We start from the raw sequence: 20,826 nt of genomic DNA, 5'->3' as shown, positions 1-20,826 counted from the left end.
CCATGCGCGAACGCAGTTTCGTATTTTTTGCCGGGTTTGGCCTGCTGCTGGCTTGGGTGGGTATCGCAGGGCGTGACATCAGCTGGGACTTGATCAACCATCACGCGTACCTTCCGTTTTCCCTATTGAGCGGGCGTTTCGCCCTGGACCTGTTCGGTGCCGGGCCCCAGTCTTATCAAAATCCGCTCGGCTACATCCCGCTCTACGGATTGCTCAAGCTGCCCGTGCCCGACTGGGTAGTCGGCGTTGCGTTGACTGCGCTCCACGCGCTTGTGCTGCTGCCCCTGCACTCGATTGCGGTGTCGATCTGGGGGCCGGAGGCGCAGGAGCGCCCCTTTCGCTTGCTTGCTCTGGGGTTGGCGTTCGCTACGCCTGCCTTTTTGTACTTGGCGGGTACTTCTTCGATCGATCCGATTGCGACTGTGCTGATCTTGGTTGCATTGGCCGGGCTAATGCGGACGAGCGCGAGCGCTTCCAAGATGGGATTGGTGGGCATTTCGCTCGGGTTGGCAATAGCGATCAAGCCAACAAACGGCGTCTTTGCCGTCGCGCTGTTGGTGCTGTCGGTTTGGCGGTGCTGTTCGGGATTGCTGCTTTGGCGGCAGGCATTGGCCTACTGGGGCGGAGTGGTCATTGCAGTCTTCCTTTCGTGGGGGCCATGGGCCCTGTGGCTGTGGCAGCGTTTTGGAAACCCTGTCTTTCCGTTGTTTAACCAGTTGTTCCACTCGCCCTATGCGCCGGAACAAACTCTGGTTGCGATGCGGTTTTTGCCCCAGTCGTGGGTTGATTGGCTGGCGCGTCCCATTGAAATGGCCCGATTTGCGGGATATACGAACATAGAAGGGGTGGTGCCTGACCTGCGCCCAGCGGTCTTGTTGATTCTGCTTGTGGCGCTATTGGGCGGATTCGCCCTCAGCTTTACGCGCCGGCACAGCGCAAGTGCCGACATGCCAGCCCGATTGGACTGGCTTCGGCGGACCGACGCCCAACTGCTTGCCTTCATACTGATCAGCTATGTGCTGGTAATGGCCAGCAGCGGCAATTCACGCTACGGTATCGCCGGCCTGATGCTCGTCGGAATGCTGCTGGTGCGATGTGCACAAAGTCTTGCGGAGCCAATCACGGTTCGCATCTTTCTTGGTGCCTTGCTATTGATTCATTGCCTCTACTACGGTGTAAGCGGTGATCGACGGCTCAACGGCGAGCCGTGGAAGTCCGAGCGCTACCTCCAGTTCGAGGTGCCAGCGCCATTGCAGGAGAAGCCATATTTGCACCTATCGGTTGGTGCACTAAGTCTGAGTGCAGTGGCCCTGCAGTTTCATCCGGAGGGACGACTAGTCAATTTGATTGGGCAAATGAGCCTACCTACACGCGGGCCACTTGCGCAAAAACTTGGTGACCTGATGCTGCAATGGCGAGGGCGAACGCGCCTCCTTTTCAATGGCGTTCACCTTATGGATGACACCAACGCTGAAGTTGGTCCGCTCAGGGAAAGGATGGATCACTCAATTGCGCGCTATGGAATTCGCATCGACTACAAGGACTGCCTCGTCGTGCGACTCAAGCGCTTCACGGATGAGCGCGTGGAGTACCGGCAATGGGCAAGTTGCGCCGTGGAGTCGGCCCCGGTGTCTGCACCGACCCCCTTTGACGACCTTGCGTTGAGGGCATTCAGGCGCATTGAGGCGCAATGTCCGAGGGTGTTCAGACCCGTTCCGTTCGAAATGGAGAGTGATGGTGAAACCGCTCGAATCATGTACTTAAACTCGGATGCGGTGGTGACGGTTATCAATGGCAATGGTGTCGCACTGAGTCATCACCGTAGCCTCCAGAAAGAATGGCTTGGAAGTCCAGAAGCAGTGGCGGATGGCAATGGAATAGATGCATGCGACGCATGGAGCCGCATGGAACTGCAGCAGGCGGGGGGAGCGCGACCATGATTGAACTCACGGTGCTCATGCCCTGCCTGAATGAAGCGCTGACCGTGGAAACCTGCATCCGGAAGGCCCTGAGCTTTTTTCGACGCGCGGGCATCAATGGCGAGATTGTGGTCGCCGATAACGGCTCTACCGATGGATCTGTGCAGCTGGCGCAGGCTGCTGGAGCCCGAGTGCTAGTGGTGCGAGAACGTGGCTACGGCGCTGCCCTGGCCGCTGGCGTCCGTGCTGCTCGTGGACGCTACATCATCATGGGCGACAGTGACGACAGCTACGACTTCTCGCGTCTAGACGCCTTTCTAGAGGCGCTTCGGGCTGGAAGCGATTTAGTGATGGGGAACCGTTTCGCCGGAGGAATTGCTGAGGGCGCAATGCCGCCGCTCCATCGATACCTGGGTAACCCAGTCTTGAGCTTTATTGGCAGGCTTTTCTTTAGCAGTCCGATTCGCGATTTCCATTGTGGTCTACGGGGGTTTGTGCGGGATGCAGTATTGGCCTTGGATCTGCAAAGTCCTGGTATGGAATATGCCAGCGAGATGGTCGTCAAGGCCACGCTTTACGGCCTGCAAATTTCTGAGGTGCCGACTACCCTGGCCCCGGATGGGCGCGGCCGCCCGCCCCATTTGCGCAGTTGGCGGGACGGCTGGCGACATCTGCGCTTCCTGCTGATTCACGCGCCTGCATGGCTCTTCTTGTGGCCAGGACTTGTTTTGCTCTGTGTTGGATTAAGCTTCGCGGCCCTCCTTGTGCGCGGCCCGTTGCCACTTGGCTTCCTGACCCTTGATTTTCATACGTTGCTGTATGCGGCCGTGGCAGCCTGCTTGGGCCTCCAAATGGTCCTATTTGCTGGCCTGTCCTTTGTGCATTGCGTTGCGATTGGGGTGTTGCCGGCAATGCCAGAAAGGCTGAAATTCTTTCAGTCCGTCAGTTTGGAGCGGGGCCTTGTGATTGGCCTTGTGCTGGTTGTCTCTGGAATGTTGATGGCCTTGCGCAGCGTGCAACTCTGGTCTGGAGAGGGCTTCAAGGCCATTGACCCTGGCGTTGTGATGCGGGTGGCCATTCCGGCTGCCGCCTTGGTGTTGGCGGGCATGCAGGTGAGCACATCCGCATTCCTCCTTGAATACATTCGACTGGCGCCTCGGGTGCGCGAGAGGGGCGGGCGTGGGAGGTCTACCTGAAATTTAGCCGTGCGACTTAATGTCGTTTAGGGTCAGTGTGGAGTCTGGGTTGGACAACTGGCAATATGCTTTCGCATTGGATTTGCCGCGTGGATTTGCTTGCCCGTCATTTTATAATATTCGGCTATCTGGCCTCTAAATAAATTGACCGAATCTGCTCATTTTGCGTCAAGCCTCGATTATCCAAATAGATGTCCCCTTTGTGCAGGCAAAGGATCGCTTATTCTGGCTGGGCATCCTGCTTATATGGCGCCTGACAAGTTCGAAGTCTGGGGCTGCGAGGGCTGTGAAACCCGTTATGCGTGGCCGCTAAAATCGTCGAAATCCATTTACGAGGCAATTTATCGTAAGGCGTCGGAGCTGCCGGGCTACAGCCGGTATGAGCGTTATGGCAATGAGCTGCTATGCGCGTCGAATCCGCTTGATTTTCTGGCCGAGAGCGAAGATGTTTACTGGGGTGTCAGACAGTCCTTGCGTGAGCTTTTACTGGAGGGGCGGCAGCCTCGAATTCTGGAGCTCGGTTCTGGTCTTGGCTATCTCACCTATGCATTGCATCGTGCCGGCTGTAATGTCATGGGGCAGGATCAATCGGAGGAGGCAGTGGAGAAGGCCACTAAATTGTTTGGGCCTTTGTATCGAGTGGGGGCAGTTGAAGCTATTGCTCCGTACGAGATGGGGAAGTTCGACGCAATTATTGCGACGGAACTAGTAGAGCACCTGGAAGATCCGTTGGCGTTTGTAAGGGCTGCGGCGCAAATGTTGGCGCCCGGCGGTCGACTTGTACTTACAACGCCAAATCGCGATATGTATTCGCGCCGCTTGGCTTGGCATACCGATCCAGCGCCTGTTCATTTGTGGTGGTTTTCCGCGACATCGATGCGGCGCATTGCATGGGCATGTGGCTTGCATCCCTCGTTTGTCGACTTTGGGCCGTACTACGGTGTTACGCACTCTGGCGCGAAAAATTACATCAGAAGTAAGCCGCAGAGTCTGAATGCTGATGGGCGGGTAATTTTTTGTGATTCTCTTGTAAATACAGCTGCAAGGGCGCTCATTGCGCGATGGCCATCCCTTTCAAAGTCCATTGCAAGGATTTTCATTGCGCGGCAATATCGCGCCGCCGCAAGAGAAAAGAGAGACGCGATTAGCTTGAGCATGTGTGTTTCCATGCGGGCCGAGATTGGTTGATTAAATGATTGAAAATTGTTCTTTTGGTCCTAGTCCTGCTGCTGAAATAAATGGCCTTCTAGAAGAGCGGTATGCCATGGACTTCGTTTGAATTTCGGATGTGTGCATTGGGTGATTCGGCTCCATCGGCGTCACAAATTTGCGCCCTTGTGAATGACGCGCGCTGTTGATTTGGTGGTGTGCGCGCATGGGCGCTCACCTTATCTGGACCGCTGCTTGGCTTCGCTTGAGCCCCAGGTCGGAGAGGGGGTTGCGTTGTGGGTTTCGACTTCAACGCCGAACTCCCACATACTTCGCGCCGCCACGCAATATCGCGCACAATGCGTTGTGAACTCCAAGCATGAAGGGATTGCATCCGACTGGAACTTTGCTTTATCAGTCGGTGCGGCACCATTGGTGGTTCTCTGTCATCAAGACGACGAGTACGCACCAACGTTTTCGAAGCGTATTGCGGCAGCCTTTGATCTCGCTCCTGACGTTCTTTTCGCGGCTTGCGACCATACCGAGCTATCCACGTTGGGCCCTCGGGCCATATCGCTGAATTTGAAAATAAAGCGGCTGCTTGTCAGCCGAGTTTTCAAAGCGAGCGGTATTCAATTCGGGCCATCGATTCGGCGGCGATTGCTCGGTTGGGGTAATCCACTATCATGCCCGAGTGTGATGATCAATCGTGCGCTGGTGCCGGATTTCCAATTTGACAGGAATTTCTCCAGCAATCTTGACTGGGATGCTTGGGAGCGACTGGCGCGGAGGCCGGGATATATTGCATTCGTGACGGAAGCACTTGTGGCCCATAGGGTGCACAAGCAGAGCGCGACAACGGAACTCATTGCCAACTCAATCCGCCAAGCGGAAGATATTCTGATGCTCCGCCGCTTCTGGCCCATGCCTATTGCTTGGTTGTTGTTCCAGGCCTATCGACTGGCCTATCGAGGCAACGATTGATTGCCCGTGTGGCTTGCCTGCACATTGAAGGTCAACCGGCGGTGCAACAAGTAGCTGATTGGCATGTTGATAATGGAAAGAGCAATGCTCGCGACGAGTGGGTGGCAGCTCATTCCATCGACCAGCACGAACATCAATAGATTGTTGATTGCCAGGGTGGAGATAGCTACCCCGAACCATCGGGCCATCCCCTCGCCAAGTGCAATTGTTGTGCTCCCGAATACTGTGAGGCGGGAGGCAATGTAGCTGGCGATGTTTACTGCAAAAAAGGTGGCCGTGAAGGCAACCAAGTAGGGCCACCGCGCCAAATAGATCAGCGCTGCGAAAATGGACTGAGCTGCGAGAAAGCTGCAGGCCCCCACAATCAAATAGCGCAATAACCTGTTGTGAGGCGTCAATTGCACGCTTTCGGTTGGCGAGCGAAGAGGTTTCTTTTTTGGGGCCTAGGCCAGCTTGCTGACCTCCTGACGCAGCCGGGCACGGTTTCCAATGTCAATCAGGGTAAGGGGCGCATCCGCTGCGCACGACTTCAACTGCTCCCGCTGCCGGGGTGACCGACTCTCCTTTCCAATCGCCAGACTTCCCCCCGCGCTTCTCCAACACCTTCACGGCATCGATCACCATCCCCCGATCAACCGCCTTGCACATGTCATAGATAGTCAACAGCCCGATCTGCACCGCGCACAAGGCCTCCATCTCGACACCCGTGCGGCCGACCGTCTCGACCTGCGCGTCGCAGCGCACCAGGCTTGCTGTTGCATCCAACTCAAACTCGACCGCGACCCGCGTCAGTGGCAGAGGGTGGCAGAGTGGTACCAGATCCGCGCAGCGCTTGGCCCCCTGGATCGCGGCAATCCGGGCAACGCCCAACACATCACCCTTGGCGGCCTGACCCTGGGCGATCAGGGTGAAGGTGGCAGGCTGCATGCGGATCACCCCGGACGCCCGTGCCACACGGTGAGTGGCTCCCTTGCCGGCCACGTCCACCATATGGGCTTGGCCTTGGGCATCGAAGTGCGTCAGCGGATTGCTCATGGCCGGAGAAATGAGACAGCAACAAGGGGCGGCGATGATAGGACGGTCGCGTCGGCCGCTTCGGTCACGCCCGCGTTGCTGCTGCCATGAGATCTGTCCCCATGCCTTCAGGCCTGCGTCCGCTGGCCCTTGCCCTGTGCCTGCTGAGCCTGAATGGTCATGCCGAGGCGCCCCGCAGCAATCCGATTCAGCTCCCCACGCTCGGAGACTCCGTCTCCGAGCAGGTTGGCCTGGGCGAAGAGCGTCGCTATGGCGACTGGATCATGTCGCAGGCGCGTTCGGACCCTTCCGTGCTCGACGACCCCCTGCTGCAGGACTATGTGGAGCGCCTCTGGCAGCCGCTGATCCAGTCCGCGCGCCAGCAGGGCCATATCAGTGACGAGCTGTGGGAGCGCTTTGCGTGGGAAACCCTGCTGGTCCGTGAGCGTGTCATCAATGCGTCGGCCTGGCCGGGGGGGTACTTCGTTTTCAATCTTGGCCTGATCGCGATGACGGGCCAGCGCGACGAGCTGGCGTCCGTGATGGCGCATGAGCTGTCGCACGTCACGCAACGCCACATCGCACGCGGCATCGCGGGCGAGGGCAAGAACACTGCCATCACCATCCTGGGCACCTTGCTCGGCGTGCTGGCCGCGGCGAAGACGGGCAGTACGGATGTCGGCCTGGGCGTGATGTCTGCCGCTCAGACGGAAGCGCAGCGCCAGCGCCTTTCGTTCTCGCGGGACATGGAGCGCGAGGCCGACCGCGTGGGGCACGCCGTGCTCAGCGGCGCGGGCTATGTGCCGCAGGGCATGGTGCGCATGTTCGAGCGCCTGGATCAGGCCACGCGCCTGATGGACTCGGGTGCCTTTCCCTATTTGCGCACCCACCCGCTGAACAGCGAACGGGTGGGCGAGGCGCGCCAGCGCGTCAGCATGGAGGCCAGCACCGCCCAGCCCGCGGGCGTGGCGGAACACACCCTGATGGCGGCCCGCGCCCGGGTGCTGATGGATGAGCGCGCCGAGGCGCTGCAACAGGCTGCTGCGCTGGATGCCGGCGGGCGAGAGCCGGGTGTGCTGCCCCAATTGGCTGCGCGCTACAGCGCGGCGCTGGCCGCCTACAAGTTGCGGCAGCGCGCTCGCGGCGACGCCGCCGTGCAGGCGGCGCGGCGCAGCCTGGCGGAATTGCCTGAGGCCGAACGTGCGGGCGCGGAGCGTCTGCTCGTGCTGCTGCAAGCCGAAGGTGCGGCGCTGACCGAGGATGGCGCGGCCGCGCTGGCCCTGCTCCAGCCCTGGGTGGCCGAACGTGACCCGGTGCTGCTGAAACTGCGCGCCCAGGCCGCGGCGGCGGCCGGCGCTCCGGCCGAGCAACGAGCCGCGGCCTTGGAGGCCTTGCAGACCCACTTGGCCCTGCAGCCTCGCGATGCGGGTGCCTGGGCGCGTGCGGCGCGGCTGTGGGAGCTGCAGGGTCAAGCCCTGCGCGCCTTGCGTGCGCATGCGGAGGCGCACGCCGCGCGGGGTGACACGGTGGGGGCCATCGACCGCCTGCGTGCGGCATTGCGTCAGTCGCGTGGCCCGGGCGCCGATCCGATCGAGGTGTCGGTCATCGATGCGCGACTGCGCGCCCTGCTGTACGAGCGCCGCCAGTTCTTGCGCGAGGTCTACCCGCGCGGTGTACCGCCAGAGGCGGAATGACTCAGCTGCGTTTGGCGAGCAGCAGGTCGATCAACAGGCCAAGCAGGCTGTAGATCAGCGAGCCGATCAGGGCCGCGCCGAAGCCCTGCACCGCAAAGCCATCCAGCACCGCCGCTGCAGACCAGAACAGCGCGGCGTTGATGACGAACAGGAACAGCCCCAGGGTCAGCAGGGTGACGGGCAGGGTCAGCAGCACCAGCAAGGGCCGTAGCAAGGCGTTGAAGAGGCCCAGCACAGCCGCGGCAATCAGGGCGCTGCCGAAGCTGCCCACTTGCACGCCCGGGTACAAATGGGCCACGCCCAGCAGAGCAGCGGCGAGCAGGATCCAGCGCAGCAACCAATTCATCACGCGAGCATAGCCCGCTGCTGTTTGTGGGCAATGGAGGCTTTGGCACAATGCGGCCCGCTTCGAGAGGGGAGTAGCCACGTGCCGGTGCAAAGCCGGCATGGCGCGATCCCGTCAAGACGGTCTGCCCGCGGCAGACCCGGGACGCGCAGCCGGTGCTTGATCACCGTCCCCGCAAGACCTTTCGAATCGTTCCGGCCCCGGTGGGCTGGCTTCAGGTCTTGTTGGAGTGACGCATGCAAACCATTGCGCCCCTGTGGCTGTGGGGATTCTTCGTGGCGACCGTTCTGGTCGCGCTGTTCATCGACTTTGTTGTCCTCAAGAAGCAGGGCGCACACGAAGTGGGCGTGCGCGAAGCGCTGCGCTGGTCGGTGGTCTGGGTGGCGGTGTCCTTTGCCTTCAACGCCCTGTTCTGGTGGGCGGTGAAGGACACCACGGGCGATGTGGCCCTGGCCAACACCAAGGCGCTGGAGTTCCTCACCGGCTACCTGATCGAGAAGTCGCTGGCGGTCGACAACATCTTCGTCTTCCTGATGATCTTCACCTACTTCGCGGTACCGGCGGCTTACCAGAAGCGGGTGCTGATGATCGGCATCATCGGCGCCATCGTGCTGCGGACCCTGATGATCCTGGCCGGCGGCTGGTTGCTGCAGCAGTTCCACTGGATCCTGTACGTCTTCGGCGCCTTCCTGCTGCTCACCGGCGTCAAGATGTGGTGGGCGGCCGGCAAGGAGCCGGACCTGGAGGACAACCCCGCCCTGAAGTTGCTGCGTCGCCTGATGCCGGTCAGCAAGAGCTTTGACGGCGAGCAGTTCTTCACCGTGGAAAACGGCAAGCGCATCGCCACGCCGCTGCTGATGGTGGTGTGCCTGGTGGGCGTGACCGATGTGATCTTCGCTGTCGACTCCATCCCGGCCATCTTTGCCATCACGCTCGATCCCTTCATCGTGCTGACGAGCAATGTGTTCGCCATCCTGGGCCTGCGGGCGATGTACTTCCTGCTCGCCGCCGTGGCGGCCAAGTTCCATTTGCTCAGCTACGGCTTGGCGGTGATCCTGGCCTTCATCGGCACCAAAATGATGCTGATCGACCTGGTCAAGATCCCGGTGGTGGCGTCGCTCGGCGTGGTGGTCGGCATCCTGGCTGTGACCATGGTGCTGAGCGTGCGCACCGCCCCGAAGTTGCCGGTGCGATGACGGGCCGATTGACCTCGCGCAGACATCCAAGGGTTTCTGAGCATCATTTCCCTATGAAAGCCTTTCAATTTCATAGAGGCGCGCAGTACGATTGCGGCCGCTCGGTGCTAGAGAGAATTTGAAGGCGAATCCACGACCTTCACCCGGCCCGGCAATCCCCTCAACGCACGGAGAGAATTACATGGCAACTGCGAAGAAGGCGGCCCCGGCCAAGAAGGCCGCGCCCGCGAAGAAGGCGGCTCCGGCCAAGAAGGCCGCCGCTCCCGCAAAGAAGGCGGCCCCGGCCAAGAAGGCTGCACCCGCCAAGAAGGCCGCCGCTCCGGCCAAGAAGGCCGCTGCTCCGGCAAAGAAGCGCACTCCCAATGCCGCCTTCATGAAGGCGCTGACCCCCAGCGCTGCGCTGGCGGCCATCGTGGGTGACAAGCCGCTGCCCCGCACCGAGATCACCAAGAAGGTGTGGGAGTACATCAAGAAGAACAAGCTGCAAGATGCCGTGCAGAAGCGCGTCATCGTGGCCGATGCCAAGCTGAAGGAAATCTTCGGCAAGGCCAAGGCCGATATGTTTGAGATGACCAAGCTGATCAGCAGTCACCTGAAGTGAAGCGCGCCGGCCTGCGGGCCGGTTCGCTGAATGCGCCCGGCACCTGCCGGGCTTTTTTTTGCCGTTTCTGCTGCCGCGCGCGCCGGAACGGCACCCCCGCGATCAGGTGGCAGATTGTCGGGAAGTGTGTGCAGGTGTGACTTTGTTCCCGGCTCGCGCGAAGGGCGGCCCCTAGAGTCCGCTCCCATTGCCCCCCCAGCGGGGGCGCGCGCACCGCCACCATGTCCCTCCTCGCCGCGCTGGCCCTGGCTGCCAGCACCTCCACCGCCACGCTGCCGCACTGCTCCTGGAATCGTCCAGGGGCCAATCCCTTCACCGGGGATCTGATTGCGGCCGTGGACCGCTACCAGGACATTCCGCAAGCCACCCGGGCCAAGCTGAAGGCGCGCATGGCCAAGCGCGAGTACGACGAAATCGCGCTCATCACGCGCGGCGCCATCCTGGGCAAGTCGACTTACAACGCCGACATCAGCGACATGCACTTCGGCAGTGGCCAGGTCTGCAAGACCGTGAGCCGCCAGCGCTGGAGCGACACGCATCAGGAGCGCGGGCTGGTGTACTGCCAGGACGGCCATTGCCTGATCGTGCCGACGGTGTGTCGCAACCTCAGCCGCATCGTGCGCAACCAGTTGGAGCCGATTGCCGGTGCGGCAGAAGAAGAGCCGATGGTGCTTGCCGCCGCGCTCGACGGCGATGCACCGCTCGAGTTCGAAGCGCCGGGCGCGGGCGGCGACCAGCCGCTGGCGGGCGCCAGTTTCGACAGCCTGGCCGGTGCTCCTGAGGGATCTGAGTTGGGCCCGCACAGCCGGCCCACCGGTTTCGTCCCCGCCAGCCCGAGCTTCAACCAGCTCAGCGACCCCAGCAGCCCCGCATTGCCGGGCATGCCGACCCTGCCGACCATTTGGCCGCAGCCGGACATGCCGGGCCGTCTGCCTTCGCAAGCGCAGCCCACGCCCGAGCCGCTGCCGCCCGGGACGCCTACGCCTGGCCCGGTGCCACCTGAAGTGCCGCAGCCGCCGACGCTGCTGCCCAACCCGCCCGTGCCGCCCAAGCCCGAGCCCCTGCCGCCCTTGCAGCCGGATACACCGGATTCGCCCGACTCGCCTCCCGGTGGTGGCGGTGGCACGCCTCCCGGTGGTGGCGGTGGTACGCCTCCCGGTGGTGGCGGTGGCACGCCTCCCGGTGGTGGCGGTGGTACGCCTCCCGGTGGTGGCGGTGGTACGCCTCCCGGTGGTGGCGGTGGTACGCCTCCCGGTGGTGGCGGTGGCACGCCTCCCGGTGGTGGCGGTGCCACGCCTCCCGGTGGTGGCGGTGCCACGCCTCCCGGTGGTGGCGGCGGTACGCCTCCCGGCGGTGGCGGCGGTACGCCTCCCGGCGGCGGCGGCAACCCGCCCCCACCTCCGCCTCCGCCGTTCGGCCCGGATCCCGATCCGCTGCCGCCGCCGCCTCCCTTCGACCCGAAGGATCCTCCCAAGCCGGAGGGCGACCCCTTCCCGCCGCCTCTTGGCGGCACCCCCGGCGGTGGGGGGGGCAAGGTGCCCGAGCCGGGCGGTCTGATGCTGGGCTTGCTGGGGCTGCTGGGCCTGGCGGCCGCGCGTCGCCGCTGAAGCCGGGGCTTACTGCCCCTTGAACAGCGCTTGAAACTGCCGGGAGACCGGCAGTTTTTCATTGCGGCCGCGCAGGCTCAGCAGCATGTTGTTCTCGTCCACGCGCAGCGCGCTGGCGATGCAGCGGCTGTTCACCAGGATGGAGCGGTGCACCTGCCAGAACTGGTCGGGGTCCAGGCTGGCGATAAGCTCCTTCAGCGGCGTGCGGATCAGGGCCTCGGTGTCGGCGGTGACGACACGCGTGTAGCGTGCATCGCTCTCGAAGTAGACGACCTCATCCGGCGGGATCAGCCGCACCTCCTTGCCCACGCTGGCCTGGATGGGACGCGGCGTGCCGCGGCGTGGCAGCAGTTGTTGCAGCAGGGCCTGCAGATCGGGTGCCGGGGCCGCCTGCTGCAGGCGCTGCTGCACGCGCGCGACGGCACGTTGCAGGCGTTCGGCATCGAGTGGCTTGACCAGGTAGTCGATCGCTCCGGCCTCGAAGGCCGCCAGCGCATGGTCGTTGTAGGCAGTGACGAACACCACCTGCGGTGTCTGCGACAACTGCCCCAGGCGCTGCGCCACCTGCAAACCGGTCAGGCCGGGCATGCGGATATCCAGAAAGCAGATGGTGGGCTCCTGGGCCAGGGCCTCGTCCCAGGCGTCCACGCCATTGGCGCATTCGGCCACCAACTTGGCCTGGGGCCAGTGCTGGGCCAGCAGGCGGCGCAGGTGCTCGCGCGGGGCTTGTTCGTCGTCGGCAATCAGCAGGCGGGCGCTGGGTGTCATGGCAGGGGCAGCAGCATGCGGGCCTCGCAGCCCTGGGGTTGCAGGGGGGTAAGCCGCAGCTCGGCCACTGGGCCGGCCAGGGCCTGTAGACGGGCGCGGGTGTTGCTCAGGCCCAGGCCCTCCTGGAAGTCGGCGGGCGGGCCTTCGCCGCTGTCGCGCACGCTCATTTCGGCCCGGCCATCGGCCAGGCGGCGGGTCCGGATCTCGATGCGACCTCCGCGCAGCGCCGGCTCGATGCCGTGGGTGATGGCGTTCTCCACCAGGGTCAGCAGGCTGCCGGGGGGCAGGGGCAGTTCGTCCAGCGCAGGGTCGTGGTCCAGCGTCCAGGCCAGGCGCTCGCCCAGCCGCGCCTGCATGATGGCCAGGTAGCGGCGCACCAACTCCAGCTCCTCGCGCAGCGGCTGGGCCTCGCGCTCGAACATCGGCAGCGTGGCGCGCAGGTAGGCGTTGAAGTCCTGCAGCAGCGGGGCGGCACGCGGGTCCTGGGTCTCGACCCACTGGGTCAGCGAGGCCAGGGTGTTGAAGATGAAGTGCGGGTGGATTTGCGCGGTGGTGAGCCGGCGACTGAGGCGCAATTGCTCGTCCTGTGCATCCAGCTCCTGCAGCCGTGCCTCGATCTGCTGCGAGCGGTAGAGGCTCAGGAACCACCAGGACGACGTGGCCAGTACGAACATCGCCAGCAGGCCCATGAAGGGCAGGATCGCGTCGTCCCGCCCCAGGGTCTTCATCAGCGTGAAGCCGCCCAGGCCGAAGCTGAAGGCCGCCACGGCGATGCCCAGGTTCAGGCGCTTGCGCGTGGGTTGCACCCAAATGGCCCGCGCCATGCGCAGCGCCGCCCAACACAGGGCGAGCAGCACGCCCAGGCCCAGCGGCAGGGCCCAGGGCGGCATGCGGCCGATGTTGAGGAGCGCCAGCACCAGCACGTTGGCGTAGATGTAGCCGTCGATGCCGGGCGGCCAGGGCTGTTGGCCGCCACGGGCCAGCTCGGCTGCCGTGAAGACGCGGCTGGGCCCGGGGCAGACCCATTGGGTCCAGTCGCGGTACCAGGGCTTGGCGGGTGGGTTCATGAACGGCAGTCTAGGCAGCGGGGGCGCTGCGGCGGCGGCCGGTGCGGCGGGTGCACGGGCGGCCGGCATGAATGGCGGGCCGCCGCGCATCACTGGCCCTTGAACAGGGCCTGGAACTGGCGCGAGACCGGCAGCTTTTCGGGGCGGCCTCGCAGGCGCAGGTGCATGTTGCCGTTGTCCTCGCGCACCGCGCTGGCCATGGCGCTGCTGCGCACGATGACCGAACGGTGCACCTGCGTGAACGCACGCGGATCGAGCTGCGCAAGCAGGTCCTTCAGCGGGGTGCGGATCAGCGCGTCGGCGTCCTCGCCCTCGTGGCGGTACACCACCCGGGTGTAGCGGGCATCGGCCTCGAAGTAGATGACATCGACCAGGCGGATCAGCCGCACCTCCTTGCCCACGCTGGCCTGGATGTGCTCGGGCAGGGGCGGCCGGTGCAGATCCTGCGCCAGCCGGGCCAGCAGGCCTTGCAAGGCCTCGGCCTGGGCGGCGGGGGGCGGAGCTTGCAGCCGCTGCTTCACGCGTGCCACCGCCTGCGCCAGGCGCTCCGGGTCCACCGGCTTGAGCACGTAGTCCACCGCGCCGGCGTCGAAGGCCGCGAGGGCGTGGTCGCCATAGGCGGTGACGAAGATCACCGGCGTGCGCCCGTGGATGCGCTGCGCGACCTCGATGCCCGTGAGCCCCGGCATCCGGATGTCGAGAAAGCAGACGTCCGGCTCGTGCTCCAGCCACTGGTCCCAGGCATCGGCGCCATGGCGGGCCTGGGCCACGAGGCGGGCCTCGGGCCAGGCCTGCGCCAGGGCCTCGGCCAGCTGTTCGCGCGGGGCGTCTTCGTCGTCAGCAATCAGGATGTTCATGGGTTCACCGTCAGTTCGGCCAGGCAGCCGGGCGTGGCGGGCTGCAGTTGCAGTTGGGCACGGGGCCCGTAGTGATGCGCCAGGCGCTGGCGCACATTGGCCAGGCCCACGCCCTCCTGCCACGCGGCGGGCAGGCCGGCGCCGTCGTCGTGCACCTGCAGCTGCCAGCCGCTGGCCAGGCGGTGGCTGCGGACGTGCAGGTGGCCACCGTCCAGGCAAGGCGCCAGGCCATGCTCGATGGCGTTTTCCACCAGGGTCAGCAGCAGGCCCGGCGGGATGGGCTCGGCGTCCAGCGCGGGGTCGAGCGTCAGCTCGTAGCGCAGGCGTTCGCCCCAGCGGGCCTTCATGATGGCCAGGTAATGGCGCACGCTGGCCAGCTCCTCGCCCAGCGGCACCAGCGGGCGGCCCAGCATCTCGGTGGAGCCGCGCAGGAATCCGGTCAGATCGCGCAGCAGCGGGCCGGCGCGGGCGTCGCCCTTGTCCACCCAGTGCTGCAGGGCGGCCAGGGTGTTGAAGACGAAGTGGGGGTGGATCTGTGCCTGCAGCAGGCGCAGCTCGGCCTGGCGGGCCTGGGCGGCGGCGGTGTCCCGTTCGGCCTCGAGACGGGCGCGGTCGCGCTGGCCCTGGAGCACGCCGCTGCGCACCCGTGCCACGCTCCACAGCACCAGGAAGGCACCGAGCATGCCCACGGCCAAACCTGGAATGAAGCTGGTCAGCCTGTTGGCGAACAGCAGCTGGTAGTCGGCCCAGTCGAAGTGTCCGCGCTTGAGGGCATGCCCGAACAGGCTGCCGACCAGCGCGCCGGACAGCGCCAGGATCAACATCAGAACGACCCGGCGCACCGAGCCGAAGGCCTTGGAGATCTTGTCCGGCTGCAGCCACAGGTTCATGCCCATGGCCAGCAGCAGGCCCCAGCCCAGCAGCGCGAGCAGGCCGGCCGTGAGCCAGGACGCGCCGATGGCGTGCAGCCCCAGCACGGTGCCTGCGAGTGCGCCCACCGCGCCAAGCCAGGTGCCGAGGCCTTGCCGGCTGTAGAGATGGCGGTCGATGGCCTCGACCTGCTCGCGCAGATCGGGCGCCATGCGCGCGTAGTGCGGCTGGGCCCAGCGGTGGTAGGCGCGCTGCAGGCGGTTGCCTTCCGACAGGGGGGTGGGGGGGGAGCTTTGCGTCATGGCGGCCACTCTAGAAAGCCACGGGGCGAGTGCCCAGGCCGGGGCGCGCGAGTGGTGCCGCGGGGCGCGTGGATAGCGGTGAGGCGCGCGTGAACGGCGCGGCGTTCACACGACGCGCACCCCGCCCTGCAGCACCACCAGCTCGCCGGGTGCCAGGGCCTGCCAGGGTTCGTCCCGCGTCAGCGGCTGGGTGGCCAGCAGGGCCACCCGGTCGGTCTCGCGCGTGTGGGCGGCGAAGTCCACGCTGAGGTCGGCATCGGCCAGATGGGTGGGGCCGAAGGGGTGGCGGCGTTCCAGCAGGTGCAGGTGCGTCGAGCAATGCGCCCACAGCGCCTGGCCGTTGGAAAGCAGCAGGTTGAAGGTGCCGAAGGCCGCCACCTCAGGCAGCAGCTCGCGCAGGGTCAGCGTCAGCTCGGCGACGGAAGGCACCTGGCAGTGCGCCTTGGCCAGCTCCTGCATCAGCCAGCAGAAGGCGCGCTCGCTGTCGGTGTCGCCCACCGGGCGGAAGGCGCCGTGCAGGCGCGGCTGGTAGTCGACCAGATTGCCGTTGTGCGCCGCCACCCAGTAACGACCCCAGAGCTCGCGCTGGAAGGGATGGGTGTTCTCCAGCGCCACGCGGCCCTGGGTGGCCTTGCGGATGTGCGCGATCACCACCTCGGAGTGGATGGGATAGCGCTGCACGGCCTCGGCCAGCACGGAGTGGCGGGCGCTGGCGGGGTCGACGAACAGACGCAGGCCCTTGTCCTCGAAGAAGGCGATGCCGAAGCCGTCCTTGTGCTCCTCGGCGCGCTGCGCCAGACCGGCGAAGCTGAACATCACGTCCGTCGGGACGTTGGCGTTCATGCCCATCAGCTGGCACATCGGCCCTACTCCAGGAACAACCGGGCAAAGCCCTTGAGGCTGACGAGGTTGCCCGGGTTGCTGGTTTCTTCCAGCACCCCGCTCATGCGGCGCAGCAGGCGCGGGCTCTTGCGGGCGCGCCAGATCAGCAGGTCGGCCAGCCAGGGGAAGGCATTGACGCGGTTGGCGCGTTCGTAGAGCCGGTAGCGCGGCACCAGCTCGGCCAGGCCGGCCTCGTACTGGGCGCGCGTGGCCGCCTCGTCCGCGTGGCGGGCCAGGATGGCGTCGGCCGCCAGCAACGCCGTCTGCATGGCCTTGCCGATGCCCTCGCCGGTGAAGGAGTAGGTTGAGCCCGCGGCCTCGCCCACCACCATCAGGCCGGGCCGGCTGAACTGGGCCCCGCTCAGCGAGCAGCGCAGCGGTGCGCCTTTGAGCTCGCCCACCCACTCGCCTTCGGCAAGCAGGCGCTGGGCCGGCGGGTACGCGGCGACGAAGGCGTCGAAGATGGCGCGCAGATTGACGTCCTTCTTCTGGCCTTTGCCGTGGAGAGCCGAATGCGAATCGGTGACGCCGACGCCGATGTTGAAGACGCCGCCTGGGGCCGGAAAGATCCAGCCGTAGCCGGGCCGCACGGCCTGGTTCCACACCACCTCCAGCGCGCGGATCTGCCCCACCAGGGCGGGCGCGCGCACGTACCCGCGCAGGGCCACGCCGCTGGGCGTGTGGCGGGTGCACAGACCGGCCGCCTGCAACGCCTTGGGCTGGGCGCCGGTGGCCAGCAGGGTCCAGCGCGCGCGCAGCTCCTGGGTCTGATCGCCCTGGCGCAGGCGCGCGCCAAGCACCTGGCCCTGCGCGTCCAGCAGCGGCTCCTCGAAGCGGGCCTGCAGGAACTGCGCGCCGGCGTCGAGCGCGGCGCGCGCCATCAGCTCGTCCAGCTGCTGGCGTGGCAGCACGGCCAGGGCGCCGGGCACATCGATGCGGCCGCCGCGCGGGCCGATGCAGCCCACTGCCTGCGCCCGTTGCGCACGCGCCATCACGGCGTCCAGCAGGCCCAGGCGCGCGAGCGCCTGGTGGGCATCGGGAATCAGGCCGTCGCCGCAGACCTTGTCGCGCCCGATCGGCTGCGCGTCGACCATCTGCACGCGCAGGCCGGCCAGCGCGAGATGGCGCGCGGCGGCGCTGCCGGCAGGGCCGGCGCCGATCACCAGGACATCGAGCGCGGAGTCGTTCACGGGGGCGGCAAGGAGGCGGAAGGGCGGCATTCTCTCGCAGGGGTGGCATGAAAAAGGGCCGCAGCACCCTGCAGCGCTGCGGCCCTCGAAGGACAGATGTCCCGGCTTAGAACCTGATGTTGGCGCCTGCGAAGTAGGAGCGGCCGAACACGTCGTAGTAGCCCGGAATGGTGTCCAGCGCCTGGGTGCCCGAGGCGAACGATCATGGCGAGCAAGAAAAAGGCCGGCAGAGCCGGCCTTTTGGGGGTGTGCTGATCGCTCGATCAGAACTTGTAGGTGCCCGTGAACTGCACGGTGCGCAGCTTCGGATCGGCGTAGCGCGGGTCGTAGCCCACCTGGTGACCCGAGGAGTCGCGCAGGGTGAACGGAGGCGCCTTGTTGCCGATGTTCTTCACGCCCAGGCGCAGTTCCAGCGCCTTGCTGTAGCGGTAGCTGCCTTGCCAGTCCCAGGTGTAGTACTCGGGCACATCGATCGACAGCAGCACGTTGCGGTTGGTCGCGACGTCACGCACCGTGGTGGTGATGTCCTTGTAGTCCGAGCGGTAGTTCAGCGTCAGGGTGTTGCTGAACGCACCCGACTCCAGCTTGGCGGTCGCGCGCATGATGTTGCGGAAGGTCACCGCAGCGTTCTCACCGTAGCGGCCCATGCTGTCGGTGAAATCGTTGTCCGTACCCGGGCGGGTGTACGAACTCTTGATCATGTAGGTGCCGGTGAGGCCCAGGGTCAACTGGCCCAGATCGGTCTTGTAGCGCGACACCACGTCCCAGTCGATACCACGGTTAATGGTCTTGCCGATGTTGGTGGACGAACTGATGAAGGTCCAGTAGTTCTGAGTCTCGGCCGGGGTCTTGTACTTCGTGAACAGGCTGCGGTACTTGGCCGCGTCAGAGAAGGCCAGGTTGGCGCTGACGCCCGAAACGGCATCACGGATCTTGACCTGCCAGAAGTCGAAGCCGATGCCGAAGTCGCTGGTGGGCTCGAAGCGCACACCGAAGGTGCCCTGCTTGGATTTCTCGGGTTTCAGGTTCTCGTTGCCGCCGCTCAGCTGGCTGTACTGCAGCTTGCCGGCCTTGCAGGCGTCCGCGTCTTCGCCGCGCAGCGGGGCCGGGCACTCGTAGCTCGCAGCAGTCACGCCGTTGGGCACCAGGGGCTGGGCGATTTCCAGCATCGAGGGCGCCTTGAAGCCCGTGCCATAGGAACCACGCAGCAGCACTTCCTTGCTGAACTGGTAGCGGCCCGACACCTTGTAGGTGCTGGAGCTCTCGTCCTTGCCCACCGTGCGGTTCTTGATGGCGTCGTTGACAGCCTTGATGGTGTCGTAACGCAGGGCGGTGGTCAGCTCGAAGCTCTTGGTGACGGGCACCAGCAGCTCGGTGAACACGCCGTAGCTGTCACGGTCCATGTCGTACGCAGTGGAGGGTGCGTAGTTGTAGATCTTGCCGGCCAGGGCATCGGCGGACGGATCCTGCTTGTAATGCAGGTTGCGGAAGTCGCCACCGGCACCCAGTGCCACCGGGCCTGCCGGCAGGTCAAACAGCTCGCCGGAGACGCGGAAGTCCGCGGCCTTGAGCGTGGTGTCGGCCGTGCGGATGGTGCCGTTGTAGATCGAGTTGGCGATCAGGGTGTTGGTGGCAGCCGACTGCTGACCCGGCATCTTGAACGGGTCAAAGGCATTGGCCGCCACCATCGAGCGGAACTCGGCATCCTTGAAGTAGCCGTTGATGTAGCGCTCGTCGATCGAGTTCTGCGACCAGGTGAACGCGCCGCTCATGTTCCAGTTGCCGATGTCGGCGTCGGCACCCAGCACGACGTGCTTGGAGTCGGTGATGGTCTGGGAGTCGCGGGTGCCGAAGTCGACCGCGCGGTAGTTGGCCGTGACGGCGCGCACGCGACTGGCCTGCTCGGCGTTCAGGTACGGCAGCACGTACTGGGTGTACAGCGGCGAGCTGGTGGGGATGGCCACCGGGATCGGGTTCGGCGCGATACGGGCGATCAGATCCAGGCGGGTGTAGGCCGCATCGGTGAACAGGCGCACGTTGTCGGTGACCTTGAGCTGGCCCGACAGGAAGAAGGCGTCACGCGTCTGCTCGGGGTAGATGTCGATCGTGCTGACGAAGTCGAACGCGCAGTTCTCGGCCACCGAGGTGGCGCTGGCCGCGTTGGCCAGGCTGTAGACGTTGTTCTCGGCGCACTTGCCGCCATTGGCCTTCTGGTAGGGGTTGAAGGCGTAGGTGGGCAGGGCGGTCTTGCCAGCCGGCGTGTTGAAGGTGACCGACGCATTGGCCGGGATGGCAAAGGTGCTGGTGCGGTCGTAGATGTAGTCCTTGCCCTGCCAATTGAACGGCAGGTAGGCGGACTTGGCGAACTCGCGGTCGCCCGACTTCATCTGCTTCTGCTGGTCGCGGCGGTAGGTGGCCACGAGCGAGAAGCGGTCCTGGGCGATGTCGCCGAAGCCGTAGCTGATGCTGGCGTTGGCGGATTCGCCGCCGCCTTCGGTGGGCACGTCGGCCTGGACGGTGATCTCACCGCCCTTGGCATTGCGCTTGAGCACGAAGTTCACCACGCCGGCGATGGCGTCCGAACCGTACAGGGCCGAGGCGCCGTCGGTCAGGATCTCGATGCGCTCGATGGCGCTCATCGGGATGGCGTTCAGGTTGATGGTGCTGCCCGAACCCGTCGGGGCGATGCGGCGGCCGTTCAGCAGCACCAGGGTGTACGAAGCGCCGATGTCGTGGATCGAAGCGGTGGAGATGCCGCCCGAGTTGGTGCCGATGGCGATGTCGGCCACCTGAAAGCCCTGCATCGACGGCAGGCGCTGGATCACGTCGGCCACGTTGGTGGCACCGGTGGCGCGAATCTGCTCGGCCGTCAGCGTTTGCACCGGCAATGCGCCTTCGCTGGCGATGCGCTTGATGCTGGAACCGGTGATTTCGATGCGTTCCAGTTGCGCCGGCGAATCGGACTGAGCCAGGGCCGACAGGCTGCCCATGGCGATCAAGGCGGCAACCGCCAGCTTCGAGTGCTTAAACATGCGATCTCCAAGAAAACAAAAAGAGCACCTGGGGTGAGGTGCTCCGGTCTGGCTGAGGGCTGCTCATGGCCGCCCGTACGAGCGGGCCGGATTCTGGGAGAGGGGGTGGAGGACCCGTGTCGGGAGTAACGCCATGACTCTTGGCGTCCGAT

General features: G+C 65.0%; 18 protein-coding genes. 8 read left to right on the top strand and 10 right to left on the bottom strand.

The window, feature by feature from the left end; translation table 11 throughout:
• The first annotated feature begins 2 nt into the window (after positions 1-2).
• The 4 genes from I7X39_RS15950 to I7X39_RS15935 all read left to right on the top strand — a co-directional run bounded on the left by I7X39_RS15950 (position 3) and on the right by I7X39_RS15935 (position 5,248).
• Positions 3-1,940, top strand: a complete 1,938-nt coding sequence (locus I7X39_RS15950; RefSeq protein WP_198112153.1) for a hypothetical protein — start codon at positions 3-5, stop codon at positions 1,938-1,940.
• Positions 1,937-3,115, top strand: a complete 1,179-nt coding sequence (locus I7X39_RS15945) for a glycosyltransferase family 2 protein (protein ID WP_198112152.1) — start codon at positions 1,937-1,939, stop codon at positions 3,113-3,115. The genes I7X39_RS15950 and I7X39_RS15945 overlap by 4 nt, the downstream gene beginning before the upstream one ends.
• A gap of 246 nt (positions 3,116-3,361) precedes the next feature.
• Entirely contained in the window at positions 3,362-4,303 is a 942-nt protein-coding gene (locus tag I7X39_RS15940; protein WP_198112151.1) for a class I SAM-dependent methyltransferase, read from the top strand.
• Between the two features lie 153 nt (positions 4,304-4,456).
• Entirely contained in the window at positions 4,457-5,248 is a 792-nt protein-coding gene (locus I7X39_RS15935) for a glycosyltransferase family 2 protein (protein ID WP_198112150.1), read from the top strand.
• Here I7X39_RS15935 and I7X39_RS15930 read toward each other — a convergent pair.
• Both I7X39_RS15930 and moaC read right to left on the bottom strand, forming a co-directional pair.
• Complete coding sequence (locus I7X39_RS15930; RefSeq protein WP_198112149.1) at positions 5,230-5,646, bottom strand: GtrA family protein; 417 nt, start codon at positions 5,644-5,646, stop codon at positions 5,230-5,232. The genes I7X39_RS15935 and I7X39_RS15930 overlap by 19 nt on opposite strands.
• A 94-nt stretch (positions 5,647-5,740) precedes the next feature.
• Positions 5,741-6,283 (bottom strand): cyclic pyranopterin monophosphate synthase MoaC, encoded by a 543-nt coding sequence (gene moaC / locus I7X39_RS15925; RefSeq protein WP_198112148.1) that lies wholly within the window; start codon positions 6,281-6,283, stop codon positions 5,741-5,743.
• A gap of 101 nt (positions 6,284-6,384) precedes the next feature.
• Here moaC and I7X39_RS15920 point away from each other — a divergent pair, with 101 nt between their 5' ends.
• On the top strand, positions 6,385-7,956 hold the full coding sequence (locus tag I7X39_RS15920) for a M48 family metalloprotease (RefSeq protein WP_198112147.1): 1,572 nt from the start codon (positions 6,385-6,387) through the stop codon (positions 7,954-7,956).
• 1 nt (position 7,957) lies between these two features.
• On the opposite strand, the gene I7X39_RS15915 is transcribed toward I7X39_RS15920, so the two are convergent.
• Positions 7,958-8,302, bottom strand: a complete 345-nt coding sequence (locus I7X39_RS15915; protein WP_198112146.1) for a phage holin family protein — start codon at positions 8,300-8,302, stop codon at positions 7,958-7,960.
• A gap of 236 nt (positions 8,303-8,538) precedes the next feature.
• On the opposite strand from I7X39_RS15915, the gene I7X39_RS15910 reads away from it, so the two are divergent.
• From I7X39_RS15910 to I7X39_RS15900, 3 genes are all read left to right on the top strand, one after another.
• The gene (locus I7X39_RS15910) at positions 8,539-9,498 is read left to right on the top strand and encodes a TerC family protein (RefSeq protein WP_198112145.1); all 960 of its coding nucleotides are present in this window, start codon (positions 8,539-8,541) and stop codon (positions 9,496-9,498) included.
• Between the two features lie 181 nt (positions 9,499-9,679).
• Positions 9,680-10,099: an SWIB/MDM2 domain-containing protein gene (locus I7X39_RS15905; protein ID WP_198112144.1), complete on the top strand. Its 420-nt coding sequence runs from the start codon at positions 9,680-9,682 to the stop codon at positions 10,097-10,099.
• A gap of 221 nt (positions 10,100-10,320) precedes the next feature.
• Positions 10,321-11,706: an MHFG family PEP-CTERM protein gene (locus I7X39_RS15900; protein WP_198112143.1), complete on the top strand. Its 1,386-nt coding sequence runs from the start codon at positions 10,321-10,323 to the stop codon at positions 11,704-11,706.
• A 9-nt stretch (positions 11,707-11,715) separates the two neighbouring features.
• Here the strand turns inward: I7X39_RS15900 and I7X39_RS15895 are convergent, their stop codons facing one another.
• The 7 genes from I7X39_RS15895 to I7X39_RS15865 form a co-directional block, all read right to left on the bottom strand.
• Positions 11,716-12,474 carry a LytR/AlgR family response regulator transcription factor gene (locus I7X39_RS15895; RefSeq protein WP_198112142.1) on the bottom strand — a complete coding sequence of 253 codons (759 nt, stop codon included), beginning with the start codon at positions 12,472-12,474 and terminating at the stop codon, positions 11,716-11,718.
• Positions 12,471-13,541 carry a sensor histidine kinase gene (locus I7X39_RS15890; RefSeq protein ID WP_198112141.1) on the bottom strand — a complete coding sequence of 357 codons (1,071 nt, stop codon included), beginning with the start codon at positions 13,539-13,541 and terminating at the stop codon, positions 12,471-12,473. The genes I7X39_RS15895 and I7X39_RS15890 overlap by 4 nt, the downstream gene beginning before the upstream one ends.
• Positions 13,542-13,630: 89 nt before the next feature.
• Positions 13,631-14,398, bottom strand: a complete 768-nt coding sequence (locus I7X39_RS15885) for a LytR/AlgR family response regulator transcription factor (RefSeq protein ID WP_198112140.1) — start codon at positions 14,396-14,398, stop codon at positions 13,631-13,633.
• Positions 14,395-15,570 (bottom strand): sensor histidine kinase, encoded by a 1,176-nt coding sequence (locus tag I7X39_RS15880; protein ID WP_198112139.1) that lies wholly within the window; start codon positions 15,568-15,570, stop codon positions 14,395-14,397. Before I7X39_RS15880 ends, I7X39_RS15885 begins: the two co-directional genes overlap by 4 nt.
• A 105-nt stretch (positions 15,571-15,675) precedes the next feature.
• The gene (locus I7X39_RS15875) at positions 15,676-16,431 is read right to left on the bottom strand and encodes a class II glutamine amidotransferase (RefSeq protein WP_198112138.1); all 756 of its coding nucleotides are present in this window, start codon (positions 16,429-16,431) and stop codon (positions 15,676-15,678) included.
• Positions 16,432-16,436: 5 nt separating this feature from the next.
• Positions 16,437-17,642: an NAD(P)/FAD-dependent oxidoreductase gene (locus I7X39_RS15870; protein WP_310739935.1), complete on the bottom strand. Its 1,206-nt coding sequence runs from the start codon at positions 17,640-17,642 to the stop codon at positions 16,437-16,439.
• A gap of 263 nt (positions 17,643-17,905) precedes the next feature.
• Positions 17,906-20,674 (bottom strand): TonB-dependent receptor, encoded by a 2,769-nt coding sequence (locus I7X39_RS15865; protein ID WP_198112136.1) that lies wholly within the window; start codon positions 20,672-20,674, stop codon positions 17,906-17,908.
• Between the last annotated feature and the right edge of the window lie 152 nt (positions 20,675-20,826).

It is taken from the genome of Inhella proteolytica (assembly GCF_016093275.1).
In the GTDB taxonomy this organism is placed as follows: Bacteria; Pseudomonadota; Gammaproteobacteria; order Burkholderiales; family Burkholderiaceae_C; genus Inhella; species Inhella proteolytica.
This window is presented reverse-complemented; position numbering and strand designations above follow the sequence as displayed.